The organism is Candidatus Cloacimonadaceae bacterium (assembly GCA_030693415.1).
Taxonomy (GTDB): Bacteria; Cloacimonadota; Cloacimonadia; order Cloacimonadales; family Cloacimonadaceae; genus JAUYAR01.
Genome location: JAUYAR010000171.1, coordinates 1 through 24,814 on the forward strand (window position 1 = coordinate 1; position 24,814 = coordinate 24,814).

At 45.4% G+C, this 24,814-nt stretch carries 23 protein-coding genes; 19 read left to right on the forward strand and 4 right to left on the reverse strand.

Annotation, left to right across the window (positions count from 1 at the left end; all coding sequences use genetic code 11):
* Positions 1-209 precede the first annotated feature (209 nt).
* From Q8M98_10995 to Q8M98_11040, 10 genes are all read left to right on the forward strand, one after another.
* Complete coding sequence (locus tag Q8M98_10995) at positions 210-824, forward strand: DNA-binding protein (GenBank protein MDP3115278.1); 615 nt, start codon at positions 210-212, stop codon at positions 822-824.
* A complete protein-coding gene (locus Q8M98_11000) occupies positions 811-2,931 on the forward strand; it encodes a Mu transposase C-terminal domain-containing protein (protein MDP3115279.1) in 2,121 nt (706 codons plus the stop codon). Before Q8M98_10995 ends, Q8M98_11000 begins: the two co-directional genes overlap by 14 nt.
* A gap of 11 nt (positions 2,932-2,942) precedes the next feature.
* The gene (locus tag Q8M98_11005; GenBank protein MDP3115280.1) at positions 2,943-3,659 is read left to right on the forward strand and encodes an ATP-binding protein; all 717 of its coding nucleotides are present in this window, start codon (positions 2,943-2,945) and stop codon (positions 3,657-3,659) included.
* Entirely contained in the window at positions 3,656-4,189 is a 534-nt protein-coding gene (locus tag Q8M98_11010) for a hypothetical protein (protein MDP3115281.1), read from the forward strand. Before Q8M98_11005 ends, Q8M98_11010 begins: the two co-directional genes overlap by 4 nt.
* Positions 4,190-4,206: 17 nt before the next feature.
* Positions 4,207-4,677, forward strand: a complete 471-nt coding sequence (locus tag Q8M98_11015; GenBank protein MDP3115282.1) for a hypothetical protein — start codon at positions 4,207-4,209, stop codon at positions 4,675-4,677.
* Complete coding sequence (locus Q8M98_11020) at positions 4,658-5,272, forward strand: DUF3164 family protein (protein ID MDP3115283.1); 615 nt, start codon at positions 4,658-4,660, stop codon at positions 5,270-5,272. The genes Q8M98_11015 and Q8M98_11020 overlap by 20 nt, the downstream gene beginning before the upstream one ends.
* 57 nt (positions 5,273-5,329) lie before the next feature.
* Positions 5,330-5,581, forward strand: a complete 252-nt coding sequence (locus Q8M98_11025; GenBank protein ID MDP3115284.1) for a helix-turn-helix domain-containing protein — start codon at positions 5,330-5,332, stop codon at positions 5,579-5,581.
* Positions 5,574-6,023, forward strand: coding sequence for a hypothetical protein (locus Q8M98_11030; protein MDP3115285.1), 450 nt, complete (start codon positions 5,574-5,576; stop codon positions 6,021-6,023). Before Q8M98_11025 ends, Q8M98_11030 begins: the two co-directional genes overlap by 8 nt.
* A gap of 112 nt (positions 6,024-6,135) precedes the next feature.
* Positions 6,136-7,689, forward strand: coding sequence for a hypothetical protein (locus Q8M98_11035; GenBank protein MDP3115286.1), 1,554 nt, complete (start codon positions 6,136-6,138; stop codon positions 7,687-7,689).
* Positions 7,689-8,567, forward strand: a complete 879-nt coding sequence (locus Q8M98_11040) for a phage minor head protein (protein MDP3115287.1) — start codon at positions 7,689-7,691, stop codon at positions 8,565-8,567. The genes Q8M98_11035 and Q8M98_11040 overlap by 1 nt, the downstream gene beginning before the upstream one ends.
* A gap of 58 nt (positions 8,568-8,625) precedes the next feature.
* Here Q8M98_11040 and Q8M98_11045 read toward each other — a convergent pair whose 3' ends face one another.
* The 4 genes from Q8M98_11045 to Q8M98_11060 form a co-directional block, all read right to left on the reverse strand.
* Complete coding sequence (locus Q8M98_11045) at positions 8,626-9,405, reverse strand: HNH endonuclease signature motif containing protein (GenBank protein ID MDP3115288.1); 780 nt, start codon at positions 9,403-9,405, stop codon at positions 8,626-8,628.
* 4 nt (positions 9,406-9,409) lie between these two features.
* Positions 9,410-12,526 carry a type ISP restriction/modification enzyme gene (locus Q8M98_11050; GenBank protein ID MDP3115289.1) on the reverse strand — a complete coding sequence of 1,039 codons (3,117 nt, stop codon included), beginning with the start codon at positions 12,524-12,526 and terminating at the stop codon, positions 9,410-9,412.
* A gap of 343 nt (positions 12,527-12,869) precedes the next feature.
* Complete coding sequence (locus Q8M98_11055; GenBank protein ID MDP3115290.1) at positions 12,870-17,009, reverse strand: C25 family cysteine peptidase; 4,140 nt, start codon at positions 17,007-17,009, stop codon at positions 12,870-12,872.
* A gap of 16 nt (positions 17,010-17,025) precedes the next feature.
* Positions 17,026-18,603 (reverse strand): FG-GAP-like repeat-containing protein, encoded by a 1,578-nt coding sequence (locus Q8M98_11060; protein MDP3115291.1) that lies wholly within the window; start codon positions 18,601-18,603, stop codon positions 17,026-17,028.
* A gap of 262 nt (positions 18,604-18,865) precedes the next feature.
* Between Q8M98_11060 and Q8M98_11065 the strand changes: the two genes are divergently transcribed.
* From Q8M98_11065 to Q8M98_11105, 9 genes are all read left to right on the forward strand, one after another.
* On the forward strand, positions 18,866-19,291 hold the full coding sequence (locus Q8M98_11065) for a glycoside hydrolase family protein (GenBank protein MDP3115292.1): 426 nt from the start codon (positions 18,866-18,868) through the stop codon (positions 19,289-19,291).
* Positions 19,288-19,746, forward strand: a complete 459-nt coding sequence (locus Q8M98_11070; protein MDP3115293.1) for a hypothetical protein — start codon at positions 19,288-19,290, stop codon at positions 19,744-19,746. Before Q8M98_11065 ends, Q8M98_11070 begins: the two co-directional genes overlap by 4 nt.
* Positions 19,746-20,234 carry a hypothetical protein gene (locus Q8M98_11075; protein MDP3115294.1) on the forward strand — a complete coding sequence of 163 codons (489 nt, stop codon included), beginning with the start codon at positions 19,746-19,748 and terminating at the stop codon, positions 20,232-20,234. The genes Q8M98_11070 and Q8M98_11075 overlap by 1 nt, the downstream gene beginning before the upstream one ends.
* Positions 20,231-20,632 carry a hypothetical protein gene (locus Q8M98_11080; protein ID MDP3115295.1) on the forward strand — a complete coding sequence of 134 codons (402 nt, stop codon included), beginning with the start codon at positions 20,231-20,233 and terminating at the stop codon, positions 20,630-20,632. Before Q8M98_11075 ends, Q8M98_11080 begins: the two co-directional genes overlap by 4 nt.
* The gene (locus tag Q8M98_11085; protein ID MDP3115296.1) at positions 20,629-21,816 is read left to right on the forward strand and encodes a phage portal protein; all 1,188 of its coding nucleotides are present in this window, start codon (positions 20,629-20,631) and stop codon (positions 21,814-21,816) included. The genes Q8M98_11080 and Q8M98_11085 overlap by 4 nt, the downstream gene beginning before the upstream one ends.
* Before the next feature lie 75 nt (positions 21,817-21,891).
* Positions 21,892-23,634, forward strand: coding sequence for an XkdF-like putative serine protease domain-containing protein (locus Q8M98_11090; protein MDP3115297.1), 1,743 nt, complete (start codon positions 21,892-21,894; stop codon positions 23,632-23,634).
* Between the two features lie 28 nt (positions 23,635-23,662).
* On the forward strand, positions 23,663-24,013 hold the full coding sequence (locus Q8M98_11095; GenBank protein MDP3115298.1) for a hypothetical protein: 351 nt from the start codon (positions 23,663-23,665) through the stop codon (positions 24,011-24,013).
* A complete protein-coding gene (locus Q8M98_11100) occupies positions 24,014-24,565 on the forward strand; it encodes a hypothetical protein (protein MDP3115299.1) in 552 nt (183 codons plus the stop codon).
* A gap of 32 nt (positions 24,566-24,597) precedes the next feature.
* Positions 24,598-24,798 carry a hypothetical protein gene (locus Q8M98_11105; GenBank protein ID MDP3115300.1) on the forward strand — a complete coding sequence of 67 codons (201 nt, stop codon included), beginning with the start codon at positions 24,598-24,600 and terminating at the stop codon, positions 24,796-24,798.
* The last annotated feature ends 16 nt before the right edge of the window (positions 24,799-24,814 follow it).

The following is a 24,814-nucleotide window of genomic DNA, read 5'->3' on the forward strand; positions in this document are numbered from 1 at the left end:
TGCCCCTATAGGTATTATTGTGTATCTGTGAACAATGTAAATGCCCAGTCAGTTCACGTCAAGAACTAAATTTTATAGTGTGTTTATGCGGCGGATTTTTCCGGCGGTCTCAGAAGTTTTTCAAGTAGTGCCGGAATTGGCAGAAAGGACTTCCCAAGTTATTGCAGGTCAGTTATGTAGAGACCAACAATAATATGAGGGAGGCGCTTATGAAAGCGACTACTTACAAGAATGGAGGCAGGGCTCGGAAAGCAGACCACTGTGACAAATTAAATGCAGAGAAATATGTCACAGTGCTTTCCGTTTGGGCAAAACCACCCGCAATGCTGATTACAAGACGATTTGAGCACTGTGACAAATTAAAAGCCCGGAAATATGTCACAGTGGTGGATGATCAGGGGGGCACTGTGACAAATAAAACCCCAGGGAAATTTGTCACAGTGCTTGTCCCGGTAAACGACTTTTATTGGAAGAGGCTAAGAATGAGCAAACGCAAGATCAAGGCAGTCTGGCTTACGGTGGAACGGGTAGCTGAACTAATGCAGCGTTCTAACCGGACAGTTTGGCGCTTTGTAAAAGAGAACCAGATAACAGTGCAAAAACAGCAGGTACCGCAGAGCGGGGGCAAGACTGTGAAGTCTTTCCTACTTACCAGTCCCGAACTGCTGGTTATGGAGCTGCAGAACTGTGAAAAGCAGAGACTGCTGCCAGAGCACTTTATCGAAAAGCGAGTGGAGATCAATGGCAAATTGGTAAACTGCGCCTTGATCTACCAATACAGGAAATGCATGGAAGGTGAGGAAGGCTATTATGAGTTTTTATGATTTCACAATAGAGGAATATGCGGAGTTCCTAAAAGAGGAACTGGCAGGAACGAATGCTGTGCCCTTAGGTATCGAGATGATGCGTAAACCTGGCAGGAAGCCTAAACAGTTGGTTACCCCAGCAATCAATACCTCGATTATTAAGCAAGCAGATCAAAACCCTATACATAAAGATGAGCTGTCTGCCGTTATCCCAAGTAAAGAACAACAAGCAGACAATCAGCCTGATGATCTATATGATGATCTGCCAGACAATCTGCCTGCTCTCTATAATAGGGAAGGTTACATCGACTTCAGTCCCCGAGAGTGCCTGCCACTTAAGTATGATGCGGAAGCCAGGCTTCTGGGGCACTTCTGCACTCTGGTCATAGGTAGACTACAGGACTGTGAGTCCAAGGTTGAAGAGTGGAAGCAGATCGTGACCGATTACAATAATGGCAGTCTGTCTTCTGAGCTGTATCGGATGCGGGGAGAACGCAAAGAACGTGCCCTGCGTACCTGGATCGACCTCTATATCCAGACTGAACGGGACATGTATGCTCTGCTGCATGGAAACAAGAACACCACTCGCCAGCGTAAGATAAACGAACTGGAAGGCAAGATACTTCTCAGCATCCTGCTGCATCCCAATAGAATCACCATCGGAAGTGCCATTACTATGCTCAAGGCACAAGCCCGGATGGGACAGTATGAGTCGCCTTCCAGTAAACCGACCCTCAGACGCTGGTGTGAAGACTGGCGCAATGATAACCTGGCAATCTGGGAGCAGAACCGGAAGGGTAGCAAGTTCGTAGCGGAGCATATTATCAAGACGATCCATAGAGACAGCAGACTGCTTAAGGTCGGTCAGGTCTGGGTGGCAGATGGTCATACTCTTGCCTTCGATATCCTCAATCCCAAGACCGGGAAAGCCCAACGCATGACCATGATCATGGTGATGGACTGGGCGAGCCGCTATCCGGTGGGAGCTTCACTCGCCTTTACAGAGGACAGCCACCATATCCAGGTAGCATTCCGTAACGGCTTCCTCAACTGGGGAGCATTACCACAGTGCGTGTATCTCGATAACGGCAAAGCCTTCCGGTCAAAGCTGTTCCATGAGGAGTGGGATCACCACGATCTGGAACTTGAGTTAGGTGGTATCTTCCCCAAGTTAGGCATCGAAGCCCACTTCGCAGAGAGCTACAATGCCAAAGCCAAGATCATTGAGCGGTTCTTCAAGACCTTCCAGGAGCAGTTCGAACGCTTCATCAGCAGCTTCCGGGGAGCCAGCATAGCCGATAAACCTGCCACTCTGATGCGCAATGAGAAGTGGATCAAGAAGATGTATCAGGGTGAGCCGCCAACTATTGAAGAGACGATGCGGATGATCGGATACTATGTCCGCTATATCTATGGTGATAACCCGCATGGCGGTCTGGGTGGTAAGACTCCCTGGCAGGTATTCAGTTCCGCAGAACTGCCTGAAGGTCGCATTGTACAACCGGATAAGCTGAACTTCATGATGCTGGCAACTGAACGTAAATCAGTACGCAACGACGGCATCGTCTTCAATAAGTTGCAATACTGGCATCCAGAACTTATCAAGCATATTGGTAAGCCGGTAGTGTTCAGATACGACTATGCTGATGCCAGATGGATACTGGTCTATGATAGCAGAGACAAGTTCATCTGCCAGGCAGAGCTGAGAAGATCGCAGCATCCCTTTGTACATCTCGATAAAGACAATCCCGTCACCCATAAAGAGTTGAATACAGAATACAAGTACATCAAGAAACTGCAACGCATGACTGAACAGCAGTCCAAGCTATTCGTAAAGAAAAACCAGGAGTCGGTAGACCGGGTACTCAAACCTTTGATGGAAGCCCGGCAAGCCAATCCGACCTTCATCCAGCCCCCCATGATCGAAGCTCCCAAACCCGGACCCGAGGAGGAGATCGCCAGGCTGGAAGAGATCGTAACCAATCAGATGGTTCAAGTTACCGCAGAGCCGGATATCAAGCCAAGTCCGACAGTCACTAACCTACCTACAATAAACAAGGATCAGACCGATCCTTTCGCAGATGAGAGCTTCACCGAGATGTTGAAAACCATCGGTATCAAATAAAGGAGGAACCAGTGAAACAAGGCAAGCTCATACCCATCAACAATGTCCAGAAAGCCGACCGCTGTATCGACTTTCTACTCAATCGTCCCCGTCTGGAAATGGTGGGACTGGGAATGCTGTATGGCAGACCCGGACTCGGCAAGACCACTTATGCCAGGCGCATTGCTTATACCCGTGGCTATGTCTATCTAAGACTGGAAGCCACGACCACACCTAAGACCTTCGCCAAGGAACTGCTACAGAACCTGTATATCAGCTTTGGAATGGGAGACTATCTCCCAGCAGGCACGACCAACAACCTCTACAAGCAGTGCATCCAACTGCTATATGACCACGAGGATACGGTAATCATCATCGATGAGATCGACTATGCCTTCCGCTATCCCCAGTTACTCGGAGCGATCCGGGACCTGGTGGATGTGACGCTGGCAGTTGTTGTGTTAGTAGGCATGCAGAATGCCAAAGACAGGCTCAACCAGATCAATGAATACTACTTCGACCGCTGCAACTACTTCTATGAGTTCCAGCCCGTCAGTCTTGAGGATGTCACTCAGATCGCCCGGGAAGTAATGAGCGTGGAATGCCCGGACTCGATGGTTAACTACATCCATCACAACTCGGCAGGCAACTTACGCAAAGCCATGAAGATCATGCATATGCTGGAGTGCAAGTATAAGATCAATCCCATCCAGGCTATGAACGACATCCTGGCACAGGGGGCATTATGAACAACCAAGACCTAATCCTCCGCTTCGTTAGCTCATACCATTCCTTCTACAGCATTGATACTGTTATGGAGTGCACCGGGCTAGAATACAAAGAAGTGGCTTTCTATATGAAGACCTTGGTTAAGATTGATGTAATCCGCAGGATATCAAAGAAGGAGCATATCTATGTAACCAAGAAAAGCTATAGTGCTGATAAGGTTCGCACCATCCACAGCAAGAACTGGGTATTCAACCTGAAGGATTGCCAAGATATTACCTCCCTACTGGGTCATACCAGAGTGAAGAGCATCAGAGAATTAGCGGTAATGCTCGAACGCAGCCGACAGTGGGTCTATCTGTACCTGGAAGCTCTGATCTCGGTGGATGCCATCGGGATCAGTAAGACTGGCTATTACACCAAGAACATGGCAAACATCTTCAAAGTCGGCTCGGTGATCAAGAAAGGCATCATCAGCGAGCAAAGAAACGCCTGCGGCATCAAACCCAAGAAACGGGTATCCAAGCTGACAGCTAACCGGATAACTAACTAAACAAGGAGCGGCATTCTATGACACAGGAACAGCGAGAACGAAAACTCCGTCAACAAATCAATGCCATCAGGGTGAAGAAGTTCCACTGGCCCCTGGATGGCTTCAAGTTCATCATCAGCGGTCTGGGCTATGGAGAATCACTGACTGCCCTAACTGAGCCCAGGTTGCTTGAGTTAAAAAGCCTGATGCTCCGCTACCGCAGTCATGGAAGACCTCAGGCCTTTACTTTCGATAAACAAGGCAAGTTCATGTTCGCACTGATGAAACAGGCAACTTGGACTGATTCCGACCTACGAGCATTCATGCTAAAACACTATCGCAAGAGCCACTGGAACCTGCTATCCAAAGACGAACGCAGAGCCGTAATCGCCATGCTGCAGAACTACATCAAGAAAGCTCCAGTCAATGAAGACGAAAACAACTCAACTGAGAATAGAAACATGAATAAAAATCACAAGGAGACATCTAATGGACACCCCAAAGACTAAGAAAACCGCCGACCGCACCAAGACTGACGCAAACGGACAGAGCATTCCCATCTCGATTATCAAACCGGAAATCATCAAGCAGGATGCCGTTGTGACCAAGACCATCGAAAGAGCCAAGAAACTGCAGGATCGCATCATCAAAGATAAAGCCAAGCTCTTTGAGGAAGTGGAACTCTACCTGGAAGAGGTAGCCGAGAAGAACGGACTGGAATGGAAAGGCAATGCCATCCTCAACAGCTTTGATGGACAGTGCCGGGTCGAGATCAGGTTCAAAGAACGCATCCAGTTCGGCATCGAACTCCAACTCGCCAAGCAGAAGATCGATGAGTGCCTGAAGGAGTGGTCAGCCGACTCCAATGTCAACCTCAGAGCCATCATCAGTGAAGCCTTCCAAGTTGATAAGAAAGGTGAAATCGCCAAGTACCGTATCCTGCGTCTGCGTAGATACAACATCAAGGACCCGGTCTGGAAGCAAGCTATGGAACTGATCGACCAGGCGATCCAGGTCGTATCCACCAAGCAGTATATCACCTTCTACGAGAAAGATGAGTCCGGACAACAACGTCAGATCGTGCTCAACTTCAGTAACCTGTAAAAGAATGATTGGTATCCTAATGCAACTGGACTTGAACAATCCCAAGGAGTATTAAACATGGCACCTATGAACACCAATACAGCAGAGGAGCTGATCCCAATGAGTATCTTTAATGATGAACGCAACTACCGCACGGATGAGATAGCCGATATCCTCCGGGTTGACCGTTCCAGTGTCTATCGCTGGATACGGGACATCGCCAATCCTCTGCCTGCTTTCCGTACCAAAGAGAATGGTCAACTGCGCTGCAAGGGCAGAGACCTGAATGCCTATCTGGACAGACACAAGGTAAGACCTGAATATGAGTAATGCACTCGAGTTCCGTATCAAGCGGGACAACTGCAAAGATGCTTATCTGAATGGTAAGACCGATCCACTCGAGCTGGCGGTGATCTTCGGTGTGTCCGATATCACCGTCCGCAAGTGGATCAAATCCGGTAAGTGGGATGAGCTGTTCAAGGAAGAGCGTAAGCTTGACCATGAGATCAGCTTAGCCCGCAAGAAAGCACTCATCCAGGCACTGAGAGAATATGCCAAGAACCCTGCAGACACCGCTCTGCAAAGCCTCGTAAGCTTAATCAAGCAGAACCAGAAGGACAGTGAGCCTTCCAAGGAACTGAATGACTACATCGTTCGCTTCCTGGATCAGGTGACCGACTTTATGATCGAGAAAGGTCATGAGACTATGTTAAAACAGTTTCAGGGTATAGTCCTTGACCTTGCCGAGTACTTAAGAGTTAGAAATGGATAAATTTACAGCCACGGACATGGTTGCCTCCAAACCATACCTGCCTACCCTCCAAGCCTACAGATCAAGCGGAGCCGTCGCCTCCGGCTCCGCTGATCCTTCCGGACCCTAAGTTATGTCTAAGAAGTTCATTCAGCGACATAACAAGGCACTGGCGGAGATCGCTTCAAAAACGATCTCCGTCTTGCCTTTTATAGACGATAATCCTGAAGCCAAGACTGACAGGATCAGGAGAACAACAGGAGAGGGCTGGGATGCCTTCTCGTTCTTCTGCCACACCTATTTCCCGCATATCTTCCCACTACCTTTTTGCCCAGCACATGAGACTATGTTCGATGAGACTGATAAGGGCTCAGGCATCATCGGAATCACAGGTTTTCGTGGGCTGGGCAAAACGGTTCTCATGGGAGTAGTCTATCCGATCTGGAGAATCATCAAAGGCGAACGCTATGTAATCCATACTGCTGCAGACGTAGATCTGGCACAGGAGAGGACTGCTTTCACCTTGCATGAGCTGCAGAACAATAAACGTCTCACTATGGACTATCCTGAGCTGCAACCAGTGGATGCCTTTGATCTCGACTTCTATCTCAAGAATAAAGCGAGAATCAGAGCACGTTCTATCAAACAGAGTCATCGTGGAACGATCAATCCCAAGACTGCCAAGCGACCAGGGCTCATTGTCTGTGACGATATCGATAAAGAAGAGAACATGGGGAACCAGTCTATCGGCAAGAGACGCATGGAGAAGATCACCCAGGAGCTTGCCGGGGCACTCTCACCCGAGGGAAATGGCAAGATCGTCTGGCTCGGTAACCTGGTACATCCCAATTACTCCATCTGCCAGTTTCAGGAGCTCATATTAGGCGATTTACGAGCAGATAATCCAGAATTAGACGTTACCTACCAGATTGCATTAAAGACCCACCAAAAGGCGATATTGCGCTTCTCTCTCGAAGATATGCAGGGCAAGTCCATCTGGGAGGAGCAGTACCCTACTGCCACTCTGCCAAACCTGCGAGCCAAGTTCGGTCATACCGGATACCAGAGAGAGATGCTTGGACAGCCGGTCATCGAGGGTAACATCTTCAAGAACCACTGGTTCACCAAGTATAGAACACTTCCCGAACCATCTCAGATGAAGCGGGTCTGGCTCTATGCTGATCCTGCCTGGGGCGAGAAGGGCTGTTACAAGGCTGTCATCTCCATAGGCTACGATGGTAACAGGTTCTATGTAATGCATGTCTGGATACGCCAGACTGAGAACACCAAGTTCTTCAGATACTACTATGATGCTTATCAGGAGTTGGATCGTATCTACAGAGTGAAAGCCAGAGCAGCCTGTGAAACAACCTACGGTCAAGCTCGTATCCTGGCCGACTTCGATCGGTGGGCTACTGATAACCATCTGCCACCGATATCGCATCGCATAAAGCGAATAGATAACAAAGATAACAAGAATCTACGTATCGAGAGAACTGAGACCATTATCGAGACAGCCAAGGTACTCTTTCCGGAGGGACAGGATACGCCTACCCTGATCAGTCAGTTCCTTACCTATCCTGATGGCTATATCGATGGCTGTGATGCTCTGGCAGGATGCTTAGAACGCTTTTCCGAATACGATATTGGCAGGAACAGAGTGAAAGTCCGGAGGTTCAGTTTCTAATGAACTACTATGATCAGCTCATGCTTGAGTACTACAGGGTACTGAACAATGCCTGGAAAACCGAGATCAGAGATGCAACCAGGCTTGCCATCCAAATGCTGAGTGACATGCCCAGAACCGAGAAGCTCAACAAGGACTCCTTAGATAAGCTTATGGGCATCATCAATACCCAGTTGGGAGATGACTTCGCAGCACTGGTCAATGAGCCCACCAAAGCGATAATAGACCGCTGTGTGCGGCTCGGACTCAAGGACACCCAAGTGCAAGCTCCAACCAAGACCAGCATTGGACTCTGGGGCATTGAAGATCAGCATCTTTCCTCAACCATTCAGAAGCAGCAGTTGTTCTGGATTGGGAATCACTTTGAGGCAGATGTGCGTCAGAACTTTGCCGATACACTCACCAAAGCAATTGAGCAAGGTTATACCAAAGAGATGCTTGCCGATACTCTCAAAGACCAGTTCAATGACATTGCCAACCGCTCATCCAACTATTGGCAAGGTTTGGCAGAGCACACAGCACTCAGAATAAGGGAGTTCGGAAGGTTACAAGGCTACAAGAAAGCCAAAGCCAGATACTACAAACTCGTAGTAATCCTGGATGACCGCACCAGTGATATCTGCCGGGCATTGGCAGCCCAGGATAAAGTCTATCCTCTGAACGATGCTCTGGAAGTGATGGACAATCTGATGGCTCTGGATACCAAGTACAGCAGCCTGGATGATGCCCGTGAATACATCAAAGCCCTTGCACCCTGGATCAAAGATGATCAGATCGATTACGACTCAGAGATGAACCCAGTTGGTGTCTCCGAAGCGCATACTCCATTCCCACCGTTTCATTGGAAGTGTAGGACGACAACGGAGATCACCTTCTAATCCTCCCTTGTTGTATCAATTGCTCCTAAATAATGTTGTATAAAAAACGCTTCTGCTATTATCTCATTATCTTGAGGTGCTCTTCGAACGAATGGTACATATCTCCAGATTTTTGCCTTAGTTTACGACCCATTTCTGTGCCAGATATCTTCTTTTGCAAATAGGCCACCAGATCAGGAAATCTCGATTCACTCAGATAATCCCACTTTGACCCAAATTCTTTTTTGATATTTGTATAAATAATGGCATAGCTGAATACTCGCCCTTTCCGTTCGCCTTTCGAAGCCATTTCATTGAATCTATCAATCAGATATTGAACATAGCCACGCATTTCGTTGTTAGTGCTAATCGTGCCAGCAATTGGAACAGAGCCTGTACTGCCTTTCTTTGAGTTTTTGAAAATAATGGTATTATTCTGTATTCCAGAGCCGGGTGTAAGTACTATGTTAACTTCTTGGGCTTCGATTTTACTGATATAACTATTAAACAATATCAAAGATTTAGATGCTTCATCCGGAGTGATTTCAAGAACCGTCCTGTCTTCAAGCAGTTGCTTGTACTGCAAGAGTACCCCGCTGGTATATTTCTGAACATTCGCATCGATGAGTTTGTGATGTTTCTTACACATGAGGACAAGGTTTTCATACCCATCTCTTGCCTCAGGTGTCTGGTTTTTATCGTATCTTGGGCCTTTTGGCTTGGCTGCATTAATGTGGCATATATCTCCCAAAACAGTTCCATCATTATCAACTATCGCCTGATAGCATTTCGGATAAGCACAACGGTTCTTTGATAGAGCGAAAAGTCTCTTAACGGTTTTTAAGGTAACTGCACTCATAAACCTAATCTCTTAACAAATCCTTTTCCACTTGTTCATAGATCTCGTCTATCTTAGTTTGATATTCTATAGTCTTGCTAAGAGCAGTTGCAATGCGGCAATAGTAGACGGGATCATCCATAATTCTGCCTTTGCGGTCTTTGAGGTATTTATGCAAGACTTGGTAACCTCCAATGTGATAATTCCATACCTCCGTACTGATTCCTTCAAAGTATTTATCCTGATTGATATAGATGCGTCCCTGAGTCTCATCATAGTTCACCTGCTCTACTTTCTCATTATTGCCATTACCCTGATACTTTGCAATAGGAGTGTCCAGTTCACTGCTCTGCATCAGGTGCAAATCTGCTATCGCTTTACCATACTCTGCCATCTGCTTGAAAAGCTGGGTGTCTTTGGTAAAGGGAATGCGTGGAAAGTCTATCCTGAGATACTCTGCATAACGTTCCCGATAGATATTACTGTACAGGATACCATAGATATAATAGAAGATGCTTTCTGCCGATATGTCCAGCTTTGTGAAATCTGCAAGCAGTTTCGGATTGATATTTACCTGCGTTTCCTGTGCAGCAAATAGATCATCTGAATGTGGATCAGGATAAAGGTACAAGGGCAATAAAACTCCACCACCCCGATAGTACACATTGTAATCAATCATGCTTGAAGTAATAAAAGCCAAGTTCCATAAATAATCAGAACCCACTACCTGACCTTGTCTGCCCAGAATTAAGCCTAAATTGTTGTTTTTAATATGCTGCATTACTTCATTTCTTGGTCTGCTGTGAAATCCCCTACTCTTACCGGTATAGTAAGTATATCTGATGTCGAAAGGTCTGTAAAGAATGGGTTTAATGTTATCAGAATTAAGCCCTGAATCTCTTAAGTCTTTTTGTGCCAAATCTACTTTCCATTCACTGGTGTCTTTACCCAGTTCATAAGCTAGCCTGGCAGATTCGATATCGAGTTTAGAAAATTGGTTTACGGTATTCAGCATTATTTGTTTATCAACTTGTATCGCTAAATTATCCCTTGATGTTTGAATACCTGCGCTGTTTAGAGTGAATATGTCAGTGACTTGATCCCAACTCAAATAATGGGATTTATCATCTGACAAGGGTTTGAAGAGATAAAAAGGCTGCTTGGGATTGATTAACGTATATTCAAAGCTATCAATGCTATTATCATTCAGACTGTCGTATTTGGCAGACCTAAGCCCAAACAAATCTCCATGATAGAATCCCTTTTCTGTATTGCTGTCTTTTATCATGATCAGGATGGCAACCCCGGTTCTGATATCAAACACATTCTCGTCTTTACTGCCATCGGGTGCAGTTTCTTTCTTGGTGCTGTTGCCATGCAAATCCAAGACATAGATCTGGTCGAATGTATTCAATAGACTTTGTCTCATGCCTTTGAAAGTAGCATTATCGATGTAGCTGTGGTTTGTTACCATTGCCACAATGCCTTTGCCGGCTTTATGGATTTTCCACTGGGCAAAGCGGATAAACTTCACATAATCATCCTGCAACATTTTTGGGTTTTTTTCTCCCAATGGTATTCCGTCCACCTTGTAAAAACTGGTCGCCCCATCTATATCCTGTTTGAGCAATTGCTCAGTCCAGGGGTTATTGTTTTCACTCATTCCACTATATGGCGGATTTCCCAAGATTACCAATACCGGCTCATCCTGTTTCACCTTATTGGCAAGCAGGCATTCTTCGGTAATCTCGTGAGTAAAGGGAGTCTCGATCTGGGCAGGCAGATCCTTTTCAAGGGTGTTCGTCAGGTAGAGCTTAAATCTCTCATCATCAGTAAGCTGATAACCCAGTTCATCGAGCAGATAGCTGATTTTCAGATGTCCCACGGTGTAAGGAGCCATCATCAGTTCCAAGGCATAGAAATGTGGGAGAATGTGGTTCTTGATCATTTGTTTGATGCTGCCAGAGCCATACTTGCCTCTGTATTCCTGCACCGCCAGCTTGATGGCTTCCGCAGGGAAGGTAAGAGTACCTGCTGCCGGGTCAAGCAAGGTAACAGCCCTGTCTGCCAGTCCGTCTTTGAGGTTGAAATGAGATTTCAGTATGCTGTGGATGGATTTGACAATGTAGCGCACTACAGGCTCAGGAGTGTAATATACTCCGCGCTTCTCTCTCAGGGTGGGGTCGTATTCCGAGAGGAAGGTCTCGTAGAAATGGATAATAGGGTCGCTGCCTTTGCCCTCTTTGTAATAGGCGCGCAGTATCTTTTTGATGTCTGTCACGCAGAGGATTTCGGCTATATCGTCTATCAGGACTTCCAGTGCTTTGGGCGGTTCGTCATACGATATGAACTTAAATATACTCTTCAACACACCGAGGGTATTGGGGATGTACTTGTAAATTAGCTCACGGTTGAATTCTCCCTCAGATTTTGTGCGGGCTGCAAAGATGCCATAAGTGAGAGTTTGGGCATAGAGATCGGCAAATTGCTCATGGGTCAGCTTATTGATCAGCAGTCGTTTGAATGAGTCATAGAAACCAAGTAGGACTTTCTTGCCCTGCCGCTCTTCGTCTGCCAGTTCGATAGATATAATCTCATCTCGCAGGAAGCGGGTGCGCTTGGCAAGCTCCCTGGCAAGAGACTTAGGGTTATCTATGGCAGGTAATGAAAAGGCAAAGTAACGTTCTAAAAGGTAGCTAAACTGCTCTGCTTGCTCCAACGGAGGAGCTTTGTGCAGATTAATGGCAATGGAGGCTCTCCCAATCATTGCAGAACAAATCAAAAGCCCATGCTGAAATAATCGGAACTCATAGAAGTTGGTCAGGATCAGATTTGGAAAGACTTTCAGATAACGTTTCAATTGCTCTGATGTTTCAATCTGGTCAAGGTGAAAAACGCTGGGAGCTTTGGCTTCAATATACCCGGTTATATGGTTTTTGCCGTCCCATACCCTGAAGTCCGGATTGCCGGCTTCGGTGGCTTTTGGTAGGATTGTAATATCTGGCTTTTTCTTATTCTTTGCTTCAGCATACTGCAATAAGAGTGTTTTAATGTGCTCATAAAAGCTTTCTTCCCGAGCATCGCCCAGATTCAACGTGGCTTGCAGACTAGCTAGGTATTGTTTGAATATTGCTTCCGCCATATTATCTATTCCTTTTAGAGATAGTCACATGCATAATTATAGTCAACTTGATTTATCAATTAATCATATAATTTGCCTGCTCATCTTAGGTCAAGAAAAAAAACTCACCCCCGAACGCAAAGGACCATATCTATTTAAATGCCACATCGGAGGTAATCCATTGCTGCATGAAGATCTAAATAAAAAAGGGGCATGAGCCTTACCGATCCCATCCATTATTGTAGAATGACCTCAGCATTATCACTAACATTCGATATTCAGGGTCGGTTAGATCAAATTATTGGTTCCGTTATCCAATAGAAAAGCCCGGGTTGCCCCGGGCTTCTAATGGTGTAATTTGATACTATTTCATCAACAACATTTTTGATGTTTGGGTCCTATTTGGCGTATCTAATCTGTAGAAGTATACTCCCGAAGAGACTGATCTGCCATTAGCATCTTTGCCGTCCCAAACAATTGAGTGTCTGCCCGACTGAAGGCTCTCATTTAACAGCGTTTTGACTTTCTGTCCACGAACATTGTAAACCTCAAGTTTACACACCATTTCAGATGGCAAGGAGAATGAAAGTGTTGTTGATGGGTTGAATGGGTTTGGAAAGTTTCTTTCCAAAACCGGCACCATTGCTACTATCGAAGATGTATTGCTCCCATTCCCGTAGGGATTTTCAACAGAAGTGTATAGATTTGAGAGTATTGATTCCCGATTTGCTTCAAACTCAAGTAGTGACTTTGGCTTTAACTGGGGGTACATGGCAATAACGGATGCCTTGTCATCTCCCTCCATGAGCATATAAACGTAACCCAAATCAATAACTGCCATTAAAGAATCTAACTCACTTGGGGGATTGCTTATCACATCCTCAAACCAAGCGATAGCCTCTTGATAATTGCCCAGCTTAATATTGCAATGTGTAGTTAGATAATCTATGATCTTGTCAATTTCTCCATTATAATGCAGATTTGGTTCAGATAAGTAGTAATCCTTCAAAGCAAGCTTATCATTCTCAAGGGCATAGATATGCTTTGCACTTGCAGCAGCAAACTTACTGCCCGGAAAATTACTGATTAACTGCTTAAACAAGGAAATCGCAAGAGTTGGGTTTTCATCCAGAGCTGCATCAATAGCGGAGTAAAATACTATTTCGTCGTTGTCTTGGTCAATCCAACTTGGGATACCAGGATCCCATACGGGATCAAGATAATACCCAATCTCACCAGCATCAGGCCCAATGCATTCAGGATAAAATCTACTCTCAGGAGGCATAATCGCTACATCATGTTGGTTCCTGTATCCCCAGAAGTTCAGTCGCATTGGTCTACTGCTTTGCAGGTTTGGACATTGAACTAAATATTTATCAAACGTGAAAGGGTCATAGGAGTTGTCTACTATCATATTCTGCTCTCCGTCGATAAACAGATTAGCAGAATCTACGTATAGAATCTCCTGTAACTCATTATTACCAATGTATGAGTCTTGGTTACCGGGGGTGTTGCCAATCGTTACATTACTCACTCTGTATGCTGTGACGCCTTTGTTGTTGTTGGTAATCATGCAACCGGTAAGATTGCCAATAGAATTATAGAATCTTACTCCAACTCCAGTATTATTCGAAATATCACAGTTCGAAATAGTATAGCTGTATATTCCGTTTGTTTCATAAATACTGATTCCGTTTCCAGAGTTATTGGAGAATGTACTGTTCGCAATTGAATAATCCCTGCAACTTTGCATCTCTATGCCATCGCCAGCTCCACTTACATTTACATTCTCAAGCTGCAGCTGAGGTGTATTATAGATTTTGATTGCAGGCGAGTTCCTAAAGAGACCAGTAACGGTAACCCCGGTGAGGCTCGTTTCATTTGAGTTGGAGATATCAATAGAGCCAGTGATATTGGAGCTGTTGATAGACACGGTAGCATCGCTACTTATAAACTTCGCATTAATGAAAGTAGATCCAATGACGACAATGTCACCATTCAATTTCTTCAGATTACACCTACTGAAGGTTGCGTTGTTAATAGTGTTGTTTGTTTGATTGTCGATATACAATCCATCCCAATATTGGCCATCGACTGACGAAAACACAACATTATTACTAATAACCAGATCACCATAGACAATGATAGAATTACCTTCAACCTGATCATAGGAAGCTGCTATGCCGGTGATTGTGGCATCATCGATGTATAATGAAGCGCCATCTTCAACAATAATTCTAGCGTTTCGATTCTTAGAAAGCATGCTGAGATTTACATCATCCAAAATAGTCAAGCTTCTGCCAGCTGGAACTATTACATCATACTTAACGGTCTGATTGGTCGCCCATACTTCCCCACCTGATGGAACTATATGCTTTAACAGGGGGATATAGTTTACCTTTGTAACGCAAAGGTCAGCATAAGAAAAGCTACAAACAGCATTACCATTTGAATCAGTCACTGTTAGTTCTGATTGTGATGTATTATCATTCCAGAAATGAACCATAGCATTACTAACTGCTAAATTTGTCTCAGCGTTCACAACATGTATTGAGTTGTTTTGGGTGTTAAAGCTCATCACAAACTTTTTTGGTTGCTCAGTCCATATTGGCATCTCCGGATCGCCAAATAGATTGTGTGAGAATGATAGAAATCTGTCTTGATACAACATTTTTGATCCACTCTCCGCGACACCAGCATTGGTACAGTTGTACTGTCCATATGCGTTTTGAACTTGAAACAGAATATTAAGGAACTTGGAGTGAAGCAATTCAGAAGAACCCCAATAACCAACTCTTGTATTACCCAGGAATGCTGGACCTCCTTTTCCTTCAATCAAGGATGTAAATGTTCTGGCCATACAGTATCCTTCGTCATTTAGTCCGTCAAATTCCCAATCATAAGCAGCAACATCACAAGAAATTGAGTAATTAACTGAATATTTTCCGTCAGCATTTAAGTTATCAAAACCATTGCCAGTTTCAAATACGCCATCAGGATGCGTTGTCTCATATATATCAAGACTCCTTACCCAATGTTTGGGATATCCATTAGCTCCAGTAGAAGATACAGCCGCACACGTGACATTACCATGAGCATAAAAAGAGGATATTCCTGTTCCATTATTAATTTGGTTTATAACTTCAGCTCCTGTTGGTGTTCCTAAAGGACCGTATTGAGGACTTTCTACCATGGGAGTAACTTGGAACCCATGACTAGAAAATAGTGTCATTTGCTGCGTAATATAAGAAGAATAGACACCTTGATCAGCGATTGCATAGACAACATTTGTTAAATACGAGTCGTCACCATAACCTGGATTACTTTCGTATGTAATAAGCTTCTCAGTCCAATTCTCAATGAACTGACCACCGTTATTCGAAAGCGAGGGCACAAGTAATCGCCCAACAAATATCTCTCCGACAGTATCTGGCGAATCCATCGGTTCGCCATAATGCTCATCTCCATCTACATTCCAGTTACCAGAAAAATCTGAGAAGTATAAGTCTGCAGGAACTTTGTACGACAAAGGGACAGTGCTACCCGGTGAATAGTTATAAGCAACTCCGTATCTAATTGGACTATTAGTATTATCCCCTACTAGTAAAGCGTATACAAGGCCATGTTGAGAATACTGATCAAATAAATACTGCCTAATTGCTCCAGCATAATCATCTATTCCTATACCTCCTGGAATCACTTGGTCCCCGTTAGGGTACTGCGCGATAATTTCTTCTATAGACTTGGTGTAAATGTGAAGACCTTTAGCAGCTTTCCATGATACAAAGTCGCTAAAGTAAGGTATCAACTCTGCTGGGGCAACAATCACATAATCAGCTTCTGTCGGGAGTAAGCCAATTGATGGCGGCGGTGAATAATACAACTGAATATCTTCGGGGTTATCAACGATACTGCTGAGAAGTGAATTGTATTTTTCTTGTAGATAACTTGTTCTTTTCGCAGGATATACTGCAATCTGTGAGGACGCTTTGAATGAGAGATTAAAACCTATTGAAGAGTTTAATACTATCTGCTTCGATTGTGGCAGATACTGAAGAGGATATATTGCTATTGTAGCAATTCGTGCATTCCCATCGAAGTACCCATAATTTATAACTTCCGCTGATGTTGGTGGGTAAACTGACATAGTGTAGTAAGTACTATCTGGCTCTATAAATGGTCCCGGTTGCCAATTTTCTGAAGTAGGTATTTGCGGTTGCACAGGGATTAAGTCATACGTATTTGAAAGGGTTTGAGTATTGGAAACAATTGATATGTTATCAATATCCATTCCAGGTGGAATAATAAAGTTTAACAGCTTAACAGGCACCTGTGGAGCGCCAACTACTCTAGTGCTTTCTAAACCATTCATCCTAACTGTGTCATACCCTCTTTCTCCTATCGAGAATTGTAGATCTGACGTCCCAAAACTACCACTGTAGCTTACCGCCATTGCTGGAACAAACAATATGCAGACTGCGACAACAAAAAACATGTGTTTCATCTTTCCTCCTTGTTATTTAGTAACACAGTGTTACTTTTTTGAATAGAATATATTTATCAGATACTGATAGTTTGATTAGATAGACTCCTGAAGGAAGTTTTCTCCCCAAACTATCCTTCCCATTCCAGATTTCATTGTAGTGTCCTGCCCCCCGATAACCCTCACTAATACTAGTAACTAACTGTCCCCTTAGGTTATAAATCGATAGCAAAATCCTACCTGGTTCTCGAAGTTCATAGGAAAGCATAGATGTGTTACTAAAGGGGTTCGGTGAGACAGATAAATTTATTGACTGAAGCTGGACTACATCGTCTGTCGAATTTGGATTATAGTGCGTTGTTACGATGTTGAAAACCACGCTGTTGTTTTCTCTATTAGTTACCAGAATTTCAATACTACCGTCATTGTTTACATCCCCAAGTGAGTATCCAAACATGCAATTACTTATTGGATTTGGAGTATAAGCAAATCGATAATTGTTGATGTACGAACCTCCAGAGTAATAAGAAGATAAGTTATATTCCATTAAATTGGGATTAACATCTGCTTTAGTGTTTACAACAAAAGTGGAATCATTAGAAACAACGTAATACACTGGAAATGAATCTTCTAATGGTAAATTCAAACTTTCAAAACCTCCTGGGAGATCGCTACTACCGTATAACACATTGTTTAATGAGTTCTTCACAACTAAATCGTCAAAGCCATCCTGATTGGAATCTCCATCCATAAACATAATTATCCAAGTGTTATCATGATCAAACACATAAGATGCATCTACTTGATTGTCAAAATTATACCCTCCTAAAAATATCTTGACTATTTGGTTCTGAGTGTCCGAACTCCCTGTGAAAAGCGATATTGTAGCAAGGTCACTGAACCCATCACCATTTATATCTCCAACTGCAAACTCAGCACCAAATTCTTCAGACAAAATTCCATTGTAATGCCAATCACATGAGGTATTTATATCTGATCCGCCAAAAAAAACGTTTACCTGGCCATAATGGCTTAGATTTGCATGAAGAGAAGATACCACCAAGTCATTAAACCCATCACCATTGAAATCGCCAGAAACATCAATTCTGTCTCCGAACTGTAGTCCAAAAGAAATAACACCATAATCCATTCCATCAAATACTAGGTCTGGAATTGTATCAAAGCCTGGTCCTCCATAATAAACAAGAACTCTGCCCCAATTTTCGTAACCATATTGAGGTTCAGAAATCACTAAATCGCAATATCCATCACCATTTAGATCACCATTATAGGATATAGCTGATCCAAAAGCATGATATGGTCCCGGATATGAAGGATCAGGGATGATGTAATCGGGGTCGGTATTTACAGTGCTTCCTCCCAGATAGATGTATACATCTCTACGTCCATTTCCACTTCCAAGAGGCTGACCAGCCAACACAATATCATTGTATCCATCACCATTTATATCTCCGCTGCCTTTAATATTTACACCCCAGCTATTTGTATCACTAACAAAGGGAGATTCAATAGAGGCCAATAATTGCATTGGAGTTTGCGAAAAAACGGACCCTGCGAAACTGCAAAAGACCAAAAAAATTACTATTTTCAGCATAATCACTCCAATGTACGTTGTTCTATTTTTTTAATACCATAAGGGTACACTCATACTCCAATAATCGTAATATTTAACTAAGTCCAGTGCCACATGGCAGACCTCATCCATCTATTAAAAATAAAATAACCCAAAGCCAAGAAAAAGCAAATAAAAAAAGCAATTTCCAAATTCTGTCGCATCCTTATGCATCCGTATTTGTGTTAATACAGGGTAGTTCTTGCACTGACTAGAGTATCCGCTAACAACGCAAGGAGACACAATGGAAGCTAACTTACTGGAACGCATGAAAGAACAACTGCTGAGGCATAAGGGTTTGACGCTGAAGCCATACCGCTGCACAGCAGGCAAATTGACCATCGAAGTTGGTCGCAATCTCGATGATTTTGACATCTCCCGGAGGGAAGCTTATGTCCTCTTAGAAGTCGATATTTTCCAGTATGAGAGGCAGATTTTGGCTGAGATTCCAAAAATCTATCTTCAGCTTGATGATGCCCGCAAGTCGGTGCTCCTCAACATGTGCTTCAATCTCGGTATCGGTGGACTCCTTGAATTCAACAACACCTTGGCTTTCATTGCTGCCGGAGACTGGGAACGGGCAGCCAATGGCATGCTTGCTTCCAAGTGGGCGAAACAGGTTGGTCGCAGAGCGATTGAACTATCTGAACTTATGAGGAAAGGCAAGTGATACCGATTCCGGTAGAGATTGATGCCATGCTCGCTATACTCAATCTTCCTAAGGAGATGGGTGATAACGGCATCTTCAAAGAGCATAAAGCTATCGTCATGGAGACGCTCAGAACCATCGTATTACAGGAGCATTACAATCATGCCTCTCTGGATGATCTGCCGGAGGAAGAGCCCTTCCTGATCTCTTTTCGTTTTGGGTTCTGTTTCCTGATGCTGCACAGTACTTGTGAGTTTCTCAATTTGAAGACCCTGGGGGAGGGAATAGTCAAGACCGTAGGATTAGACCAGTCTGCTACCGCACTGCTCACAGGGAGCGAAATAGACGCATTCAAAGCTAACCTTGAGCTAAGAGCACTGACCGGACTTCGTGACTATCTCAATCCTTCAGGTTTGCAGAGGTTGGATGAGCTGAAACCCAGACCTCCGAGAGTGATCCGGGTGGGAGTGATCTGATGTCGGATAGCTTTACCACACCGAATGAGCTGATGCGAGAGATCTACCTGGCTATCTATGCTGCCTTGGAGAGCCGACTGCATCTGATCGGTTCTGTGATCGATGCCGAGTCCCGTAAAGAGATACTGGCACAACAGATTTACGATAAGGGTGACTTCTATGGCAATACGGGTTATCTGGTTGAGACCAGTCCTGATGCCATGATCCTGAGAGTAGGCTCCAATGTGCGTCACGAGCCTTTCGTATTGGGTGGCAAAGTGCCTTCCTGGACTCCGATCGCTCCACTAATAGCCTGGGTCGAACGCAAGCACCTGTCTTGGACTGATAAAGAGACAGGCAAGCTGTTGGCCGTAGCCGAGATCGCTTATCTCATCCGGGGCAAGATCAAGCGGGAAGGCATCGCTGCCCGTAACGTATTCGCTGAGGTTATTGCTAACCGGGAGCAGTGGATATATCAACAACTGAGTTCTATTGAGGTGAGTCTATGACCGCACATGAGAAGTTTATCGCAGAGAGAGACAGGATAGTTAATGCTCTCACGTTTTCCGATGTCCCTACCATCCAGTTCAACAAGGATGCCATTCCCAAGCAGTTACCCTGTGCCATCGTGATCCTGGACTCAGAGACAGGCAAGAATGGCACTGTTCGCCAGTTTGTGAGTACTGATCTGGCATGGACTGTCTTCCTGATCGTCAATGCTCAGAATGTGGATGATCCGGACTCCGACTTGTATCAACTCAAAGAGAAGTTCCGCTCTTTCTATCTGAAACTGATGAACCGGGACTTGCCCAGTGTGGAGTATTACACCAGCCGCATTGATGGCACCAGACTGGTCAGGATCGCCAAGATCGATCTGCTCAAAGCTGGAGCAGGAGCCTCGGCATGAGAGTAATGCGACTGGGTGGATATAACCTGGCAATCAGTTCTGCTGCTGAACTCCTGGAGACCAAGTACAAGCCTGAGCCGATTGACTTATCCAAGTGCAGCCGGGTCGGTAAGCAACTGATCTCCAAGGCAGCCGAGACTAAGAAAGTAGTCTCTCAGCCCTACTCTATGAGCAATCTGCTCAATCTCCTGGATACCGATGAGTATCACTCCGGTTGTGTGGTTGCTTTGTCTATGGCAACTGTGATGGAGTTCGACTGCAAAAACAGCGAGGTCAAGTCCTGGATGGAAGCTGCCGAGTTCCCTGCCTGTGAAGACCAGACCACCATTTTGGCAGAGATGATCAAGTTCTATCTGGCCTGTGGTAATGGCTTCCTGATCAAGATGCGTAACGCTCAGGGTCAGTGGATGGGACTGGAGAGAATACTGCCCAGTGAAGTACAGATCGTAGAGAACTATGACGAGTTCGGCTTCTTTCGCCCTAACTACATCCAAGTGAAGAACAACCAGAAGAAGGACTTTGCTTATGCCGATATCATCCACATCAAGAAGAGTACTCATAAGAGCAATGCCTGGGGCCTGGGCTGCTTACCCATAGCCATCAATGTCGAGATACTCTCTGAGATCAAGACCTTCGACTACAACAACTTCAAGAACGGTCTCATGATCGACTATTTCGTAATCGTAGAAGGTGGAACGCTCAGAGACGGCACAGTAACAGATGAGCAGGGCAATGAAGTGTTAACCGATGCTTATACCGAGATCGAGAAGGCACTCACCGAAGTGAAAGGCAATGCCAAGAGCCACTCCACAGTGCTGATCGAAAGCGAGAGCCGGGATGTGAAGATACGTCTTGAACCACTACGTCAGCAAGACAGAGAGGGTGGCTTCATCACCCTTAAGAAAGACTTACGAGAAGGTATCTTCGCCTATCACCGGGTCCCCGCAAGGATCGTCTCTCAGCTTATCCCAGGGCAGCTTGGTGGCGATAACAAGAGCGATATGCTTATGTTCTACCACTTCGTAGTTAAACCGCTGCAGAATCGCCTCGCACTCACCCTGGCAATAGAGTTCAACTTTGAGTTCGGATGGAAAGTAAGTCCGGACGACTTCAACTTCGGCAATCTAACCGAGAAGCTCCAGTCTGCAGATGAGCAACTCTTTATGCAGAATCGTAACCTATAACAGAAGTCCTAATATGCAAGATTTCAAACAGCAAATCAGCAATCAACAACCTATCACTAACCCTAAGGAGGTACAGTGAATATCTTCGGAACTAAGAGCAGGATCGTCAAGAAGGGCGAACTGCGCAATGTGGAAGTCGAGTTAGTCTCGCTCCTCTTTGACGAGATGAACCCGGCTAACCAGAAAGGCTTTGTGGTCAAGAATGCCAGTGGCAAGAGCTTTGAACACAAGATCAACTCCACCAAGTTCAAGAGTGAAACGAGTGGCACTCAAGGGCGGCTTTACGTCACTCTGATGGAGCCCAACATCCACGATTCCCAGGGTGACTATTACACCCGGGAAGAGATTCAGAAGTCCTGTGATCACTTCGCCAAGCACGGCTTAGTCGGAAAGTGCGATGTGAACCACAACATGCAGCCGGTTCCTGAGTTTACCGTAGTGGAGAACTACATCCTCAAGAACTCTGATCGGGAGCATTTTCCCGATGCTAAAGTCGGCTCCTGGGTGCAAGTTCTCAAGTGCGAGAACCTGCAGAGTGAACTCTGGCAGAAGGTAGAGAAAGGCGAGTTCAATGGTGTATCCATCTATGGCAGAGCTGATGACTACAGTGGTACCGAAGCCAGCCTTGCCGAGATCAAGAACGAGCTGGGCAGCCTGCGTAAGGTAGCGGAACTGAACAACAACAGTGAGATGCAGAAAGGCATCACTGCCATCACAGAGCGCATCACTGAACTCGAGAAGAACAGTGGCACGGTAATCGTCTCCGAAGCCATCAAAAGCATCGAGAAGAGCCTAAAAGACCTCTCAGTCACCATGACCAGAGCGATCTCGAAGAGCATTCCCGGTGAGCCAGATGGCAATCAGATGAATGCTGACAAAGAGGTCATGATCGATGGTAACAAGATCGTGGTCAAGGCAAGCCACCGGGAGATCTACAAAGGCATCTCCGATGTCGATTCCGGCAAAGCCATGAACATCCTCAATGCCAACACGACCTCTCTGTTTATCGATGAGGTCATAGGCAGTCAGCCCGGTGATACCCTCTCCGATATCTCGATTATTCCGCTGCTCAAGGATGAGAAGATCGATGCCGGACTGATCGATGACATTGTATTCAAGAACAGCCTGGATGGTGCACTGACGGCTCAGAACGTAACCACTGCTGATCTATCTGTCCCTACAGGTATCCTCAATGCCGAGTTTACCTTAGGCAGAGATGTAGTCGAGTTCTATAAGGACAAGTACGGTGAGGATGCCTTCGGTGCTTATGTAGAGAACCACATCGCCAAGAAGACTGAGAAGGCTATCCGTCTGCTACTCTTCAAAGGTGACAGAGTATCTGCCACTGCCAAGCTGAAGGGACTGGATGGAGTGATCAAGCTGGCTACCACAGCTACCGATGTCACCAACCTCTCCAAGACCACCTACAATGACTGGGCGAAACGCTTCGAAGCAGCTCTCTTGGCATTCTCGGATGAGATGTTAGAAGAGCAGGAGAACTTCAAGTTCTACGTATCCCAGAAAGACCTGATCCGCATCAGAGCCGAACTTGCCAAGCGTGAGACAGGGGCCGGAGACCGTCTGCTGCTGGAAGGTGGCAACGTATCCTTTGCCGGCATCCCCGTAAAGCCACGTCTCATGACTGATGACTACATCATCGGTGGACTGCCCAAGTTCATCATCATCGGATACAGAACCGATGCCGAACTCAAAGTCGAACATCATGGCGCGGACTGGAAGTATCACTGGTACATCCGTATCCGTCCCGGCATCACCTACATCTCCGGCTTCGTGAAAGTGTTCAAACTAACCACCTAAGCAATAACCAACAAGATAAGGAGTATCAATGGACTTCATCATTGCCAATCAAGCCTTCATCTTAGGGCTTATCACCACCCTGATCGTCTGGATCATCTTCCGTGCAACGGGTAAGACCTTGGATAAGACCAAGATCAACTCCGCTCTGGCGATCATCCTCGATATCATCCAGGATATCAAGATCAACCCTGCCACTAAGGACCTCGACGACTATGCCAAGAAGCAATTGGCAGTTGAGCGTGCTACCAAGAGCCTCCCCTCCAATCAGACCAATCTGGTCATGAAGGTCTTTGGTACGATCGGGGGAGCAGTGGAATACGTCTTCCACAACCGCAAGTGGTTGTTCAGCATCGGTAAAGCCATCAAGGGAGTATTTTAGATGCCACCCACTCCAATATCCCAACCCACTTATCCGGCTCCCATGGTGGAAGGCGATATGCTCTTTTCTGCCCTGATGGATGTCATGGTGGCAGACGATATCTACTTCGGCATAGGCGCTTATACCGAGACAGATGTTAATACGCTGTATGCCACACAGGGTAGCGTCAAGACCGAACTGACCACCAATTTCGATCTACTGGGAGAGCTGGCTGAGAAGCCCGGTAAAGCCGATTCCAAGATCACCAAGCTCAAGACCCGGAACTATGCCATCCCAGGTAAGCGCACCTCCACAGTCGAACTGACTATCGTGGGTCTGTCCACCAGGCAGAAGAACTTCCTTGAGAGCTCTGCCTTCATGGGTAAGAACACTACCATCGTCGTTACCTCCAAGGGCTTGGATAGAGTGGTGATCTTCAATGGCTTACGCTGGACAGTGGACTGGTCAGGTGAAGCTGACGGTCTGTTTACAGTCGTGATCTCCACCGAGTTCTCCGGAGTCACTTCCAACAAGATCTTCCTACTCAAGGACATCCCGGCAGCAGGGATTTGATGCCACTAACCATTAACCAACAAGGATAAGACATGGATTGCCAATGCAAACCCGAGATCAAACAACGCATCGACAGTGTGCATGAGGAGATCTACGGCAATGGTAACAGCAACAACTCACTGGTAACTCGTATGGCGAGAGTGGAGACGAACATGAAGCTGCTTCTGGGCGTCTCCACTACCCAGTTCTTCATGCTGATCGGCGTTGCCATCAAGATGTTCTTTGGACAATAGAAAAGGAAAATACTAA

Coding starts and splice junctions, on each gene's coding strand:
- Q8M98_10995 (MDP3115278.1), top strand. CDS start 210: ATGAAAGCGACTACTTACAAGAATGGAGGCAGGGCTCGGAAAGCAGAC.
- Q8M98_11000 (MDP3115279.1), top strand. CDS start 811: ATGAGTTTTTATGATTTCACAATAGAGGAATATGCGGAGTTCCTAAAA.
- Q8M98_11010 (MDP3115281.1), top strand. CDS start 3,656: ATGAACAACCAAGACCTAATCCTCCGCTTCGTTAGCTCATACCATTCC.
- Q8M98_11015 (MDP3115282.1), top strand. CDS start 4,207: ATGACACAGGAACAGCGAGAACGAAAACTCCGTCAACAAATCAATGCC.
- Q8M98_11020 (MDP3115283.1), top strand. CDS start 4,658: ATGGACACCCCAAAGACTAAGAAAACCGCCGACCGCACCAAGACTGAC.
- Q8M98_11025 (MDP3115284.1), top strand. CDS start 5,330: ATGGCACCTATGAACACCAATACAGCAGAGGAGCTGATCCCAATGAGT.
- Q8M98_11030 (MDP3115285.1), top strand. CDS start 5,574: ATGAGTAATGCACTCGAGTTCCGTATCAAGCGGGACAACTGCAAAGAT.
- Q8M98_11035 (MDP3115286.1), top strand. CDS start 6,136: ATGTCTAAGAAGTTCATTCAGCGACATAACAAGGCACTGGCGGAGATC.
- Q8M98_11040 (MDP3115287.1), top strand. CDS start 7,689: ATGAACTACTATGATCAGCTCATGCTTGAGTACTACAGGGTACTGAAC.
- Q8M98_11045 (MDP3115288.1), bottom strand. CDS start 9,405: ATGAGTGCAGTTACCTTAAAAACCGTTAAGAGACTTTTCGCTCTATCA.
- Q8M98_11050 (MDP3115289.1), bottom strand. CDS start 12,526: ATGGCGGAAGCAATATTCAAACAATACCTAGCTAGTCTGCAAGCCACG.
- Q8M98_11055 (MDP3115290.1), bottom strand. CDS start 17,009: ATGAAACACATGTTTTTTGTTGTCGCAGTCTGCATATTGTTTGTTCCA.
- Q8M98_11060 (MDP3115291.1), bottom strand. CDS start 18,603: ATGCTGAAAATAGTAATTTTTTTGGTCTTTTGCAGTTTCGCAGGGTCC.
- Q8M98_11065 (MDP3115292.1), top strand. CDS start 18,866: ATGGAAGCTAACTTACTGGAACGCATGAAAGAACAACTGCTGAGGCAT.
- Q8M98_11075 (MDP3115294.1), top strand. CDS start 19,746: ATGTCGGATAGCTTTACCACACCGAATGAGCTGATGCGAGAGATCTAC.
- Q8M98_11080 (MDP3115295.1), top strand. CDS start 20,231: ATGACCGCACATGAGAAGTTTATCGCAGAGAGAGACAGGATAGTTAAT.
- Q8M98_11085 (MDP3115296.1), top strand. CDS start 20,629: ATGAGAGTAATGCGACTGGGTGGATATAACCTGGCAATCAGTTCTGCT.
- Q8M98_11095 (MDP3115298.1), top strand. CDS start 23,663: ATGGACTTCATCATTGCCAATCAAGCCTTCATCTTAGGGCTTATCACC.
- Q8M98_11100 (MDP3115299.1), top strand. CDS start 24,014: ATGCCACCCACTCCAATATCCCAACCCACTTATCCGGCTCCCATGGTG.
- Q8M98_11105 (MDP3115300.1), top strand. CDS start 24,598: ATGGATTGCCAATGCAAACCCGAGATCAAACAACGCATCGACAGTGTG.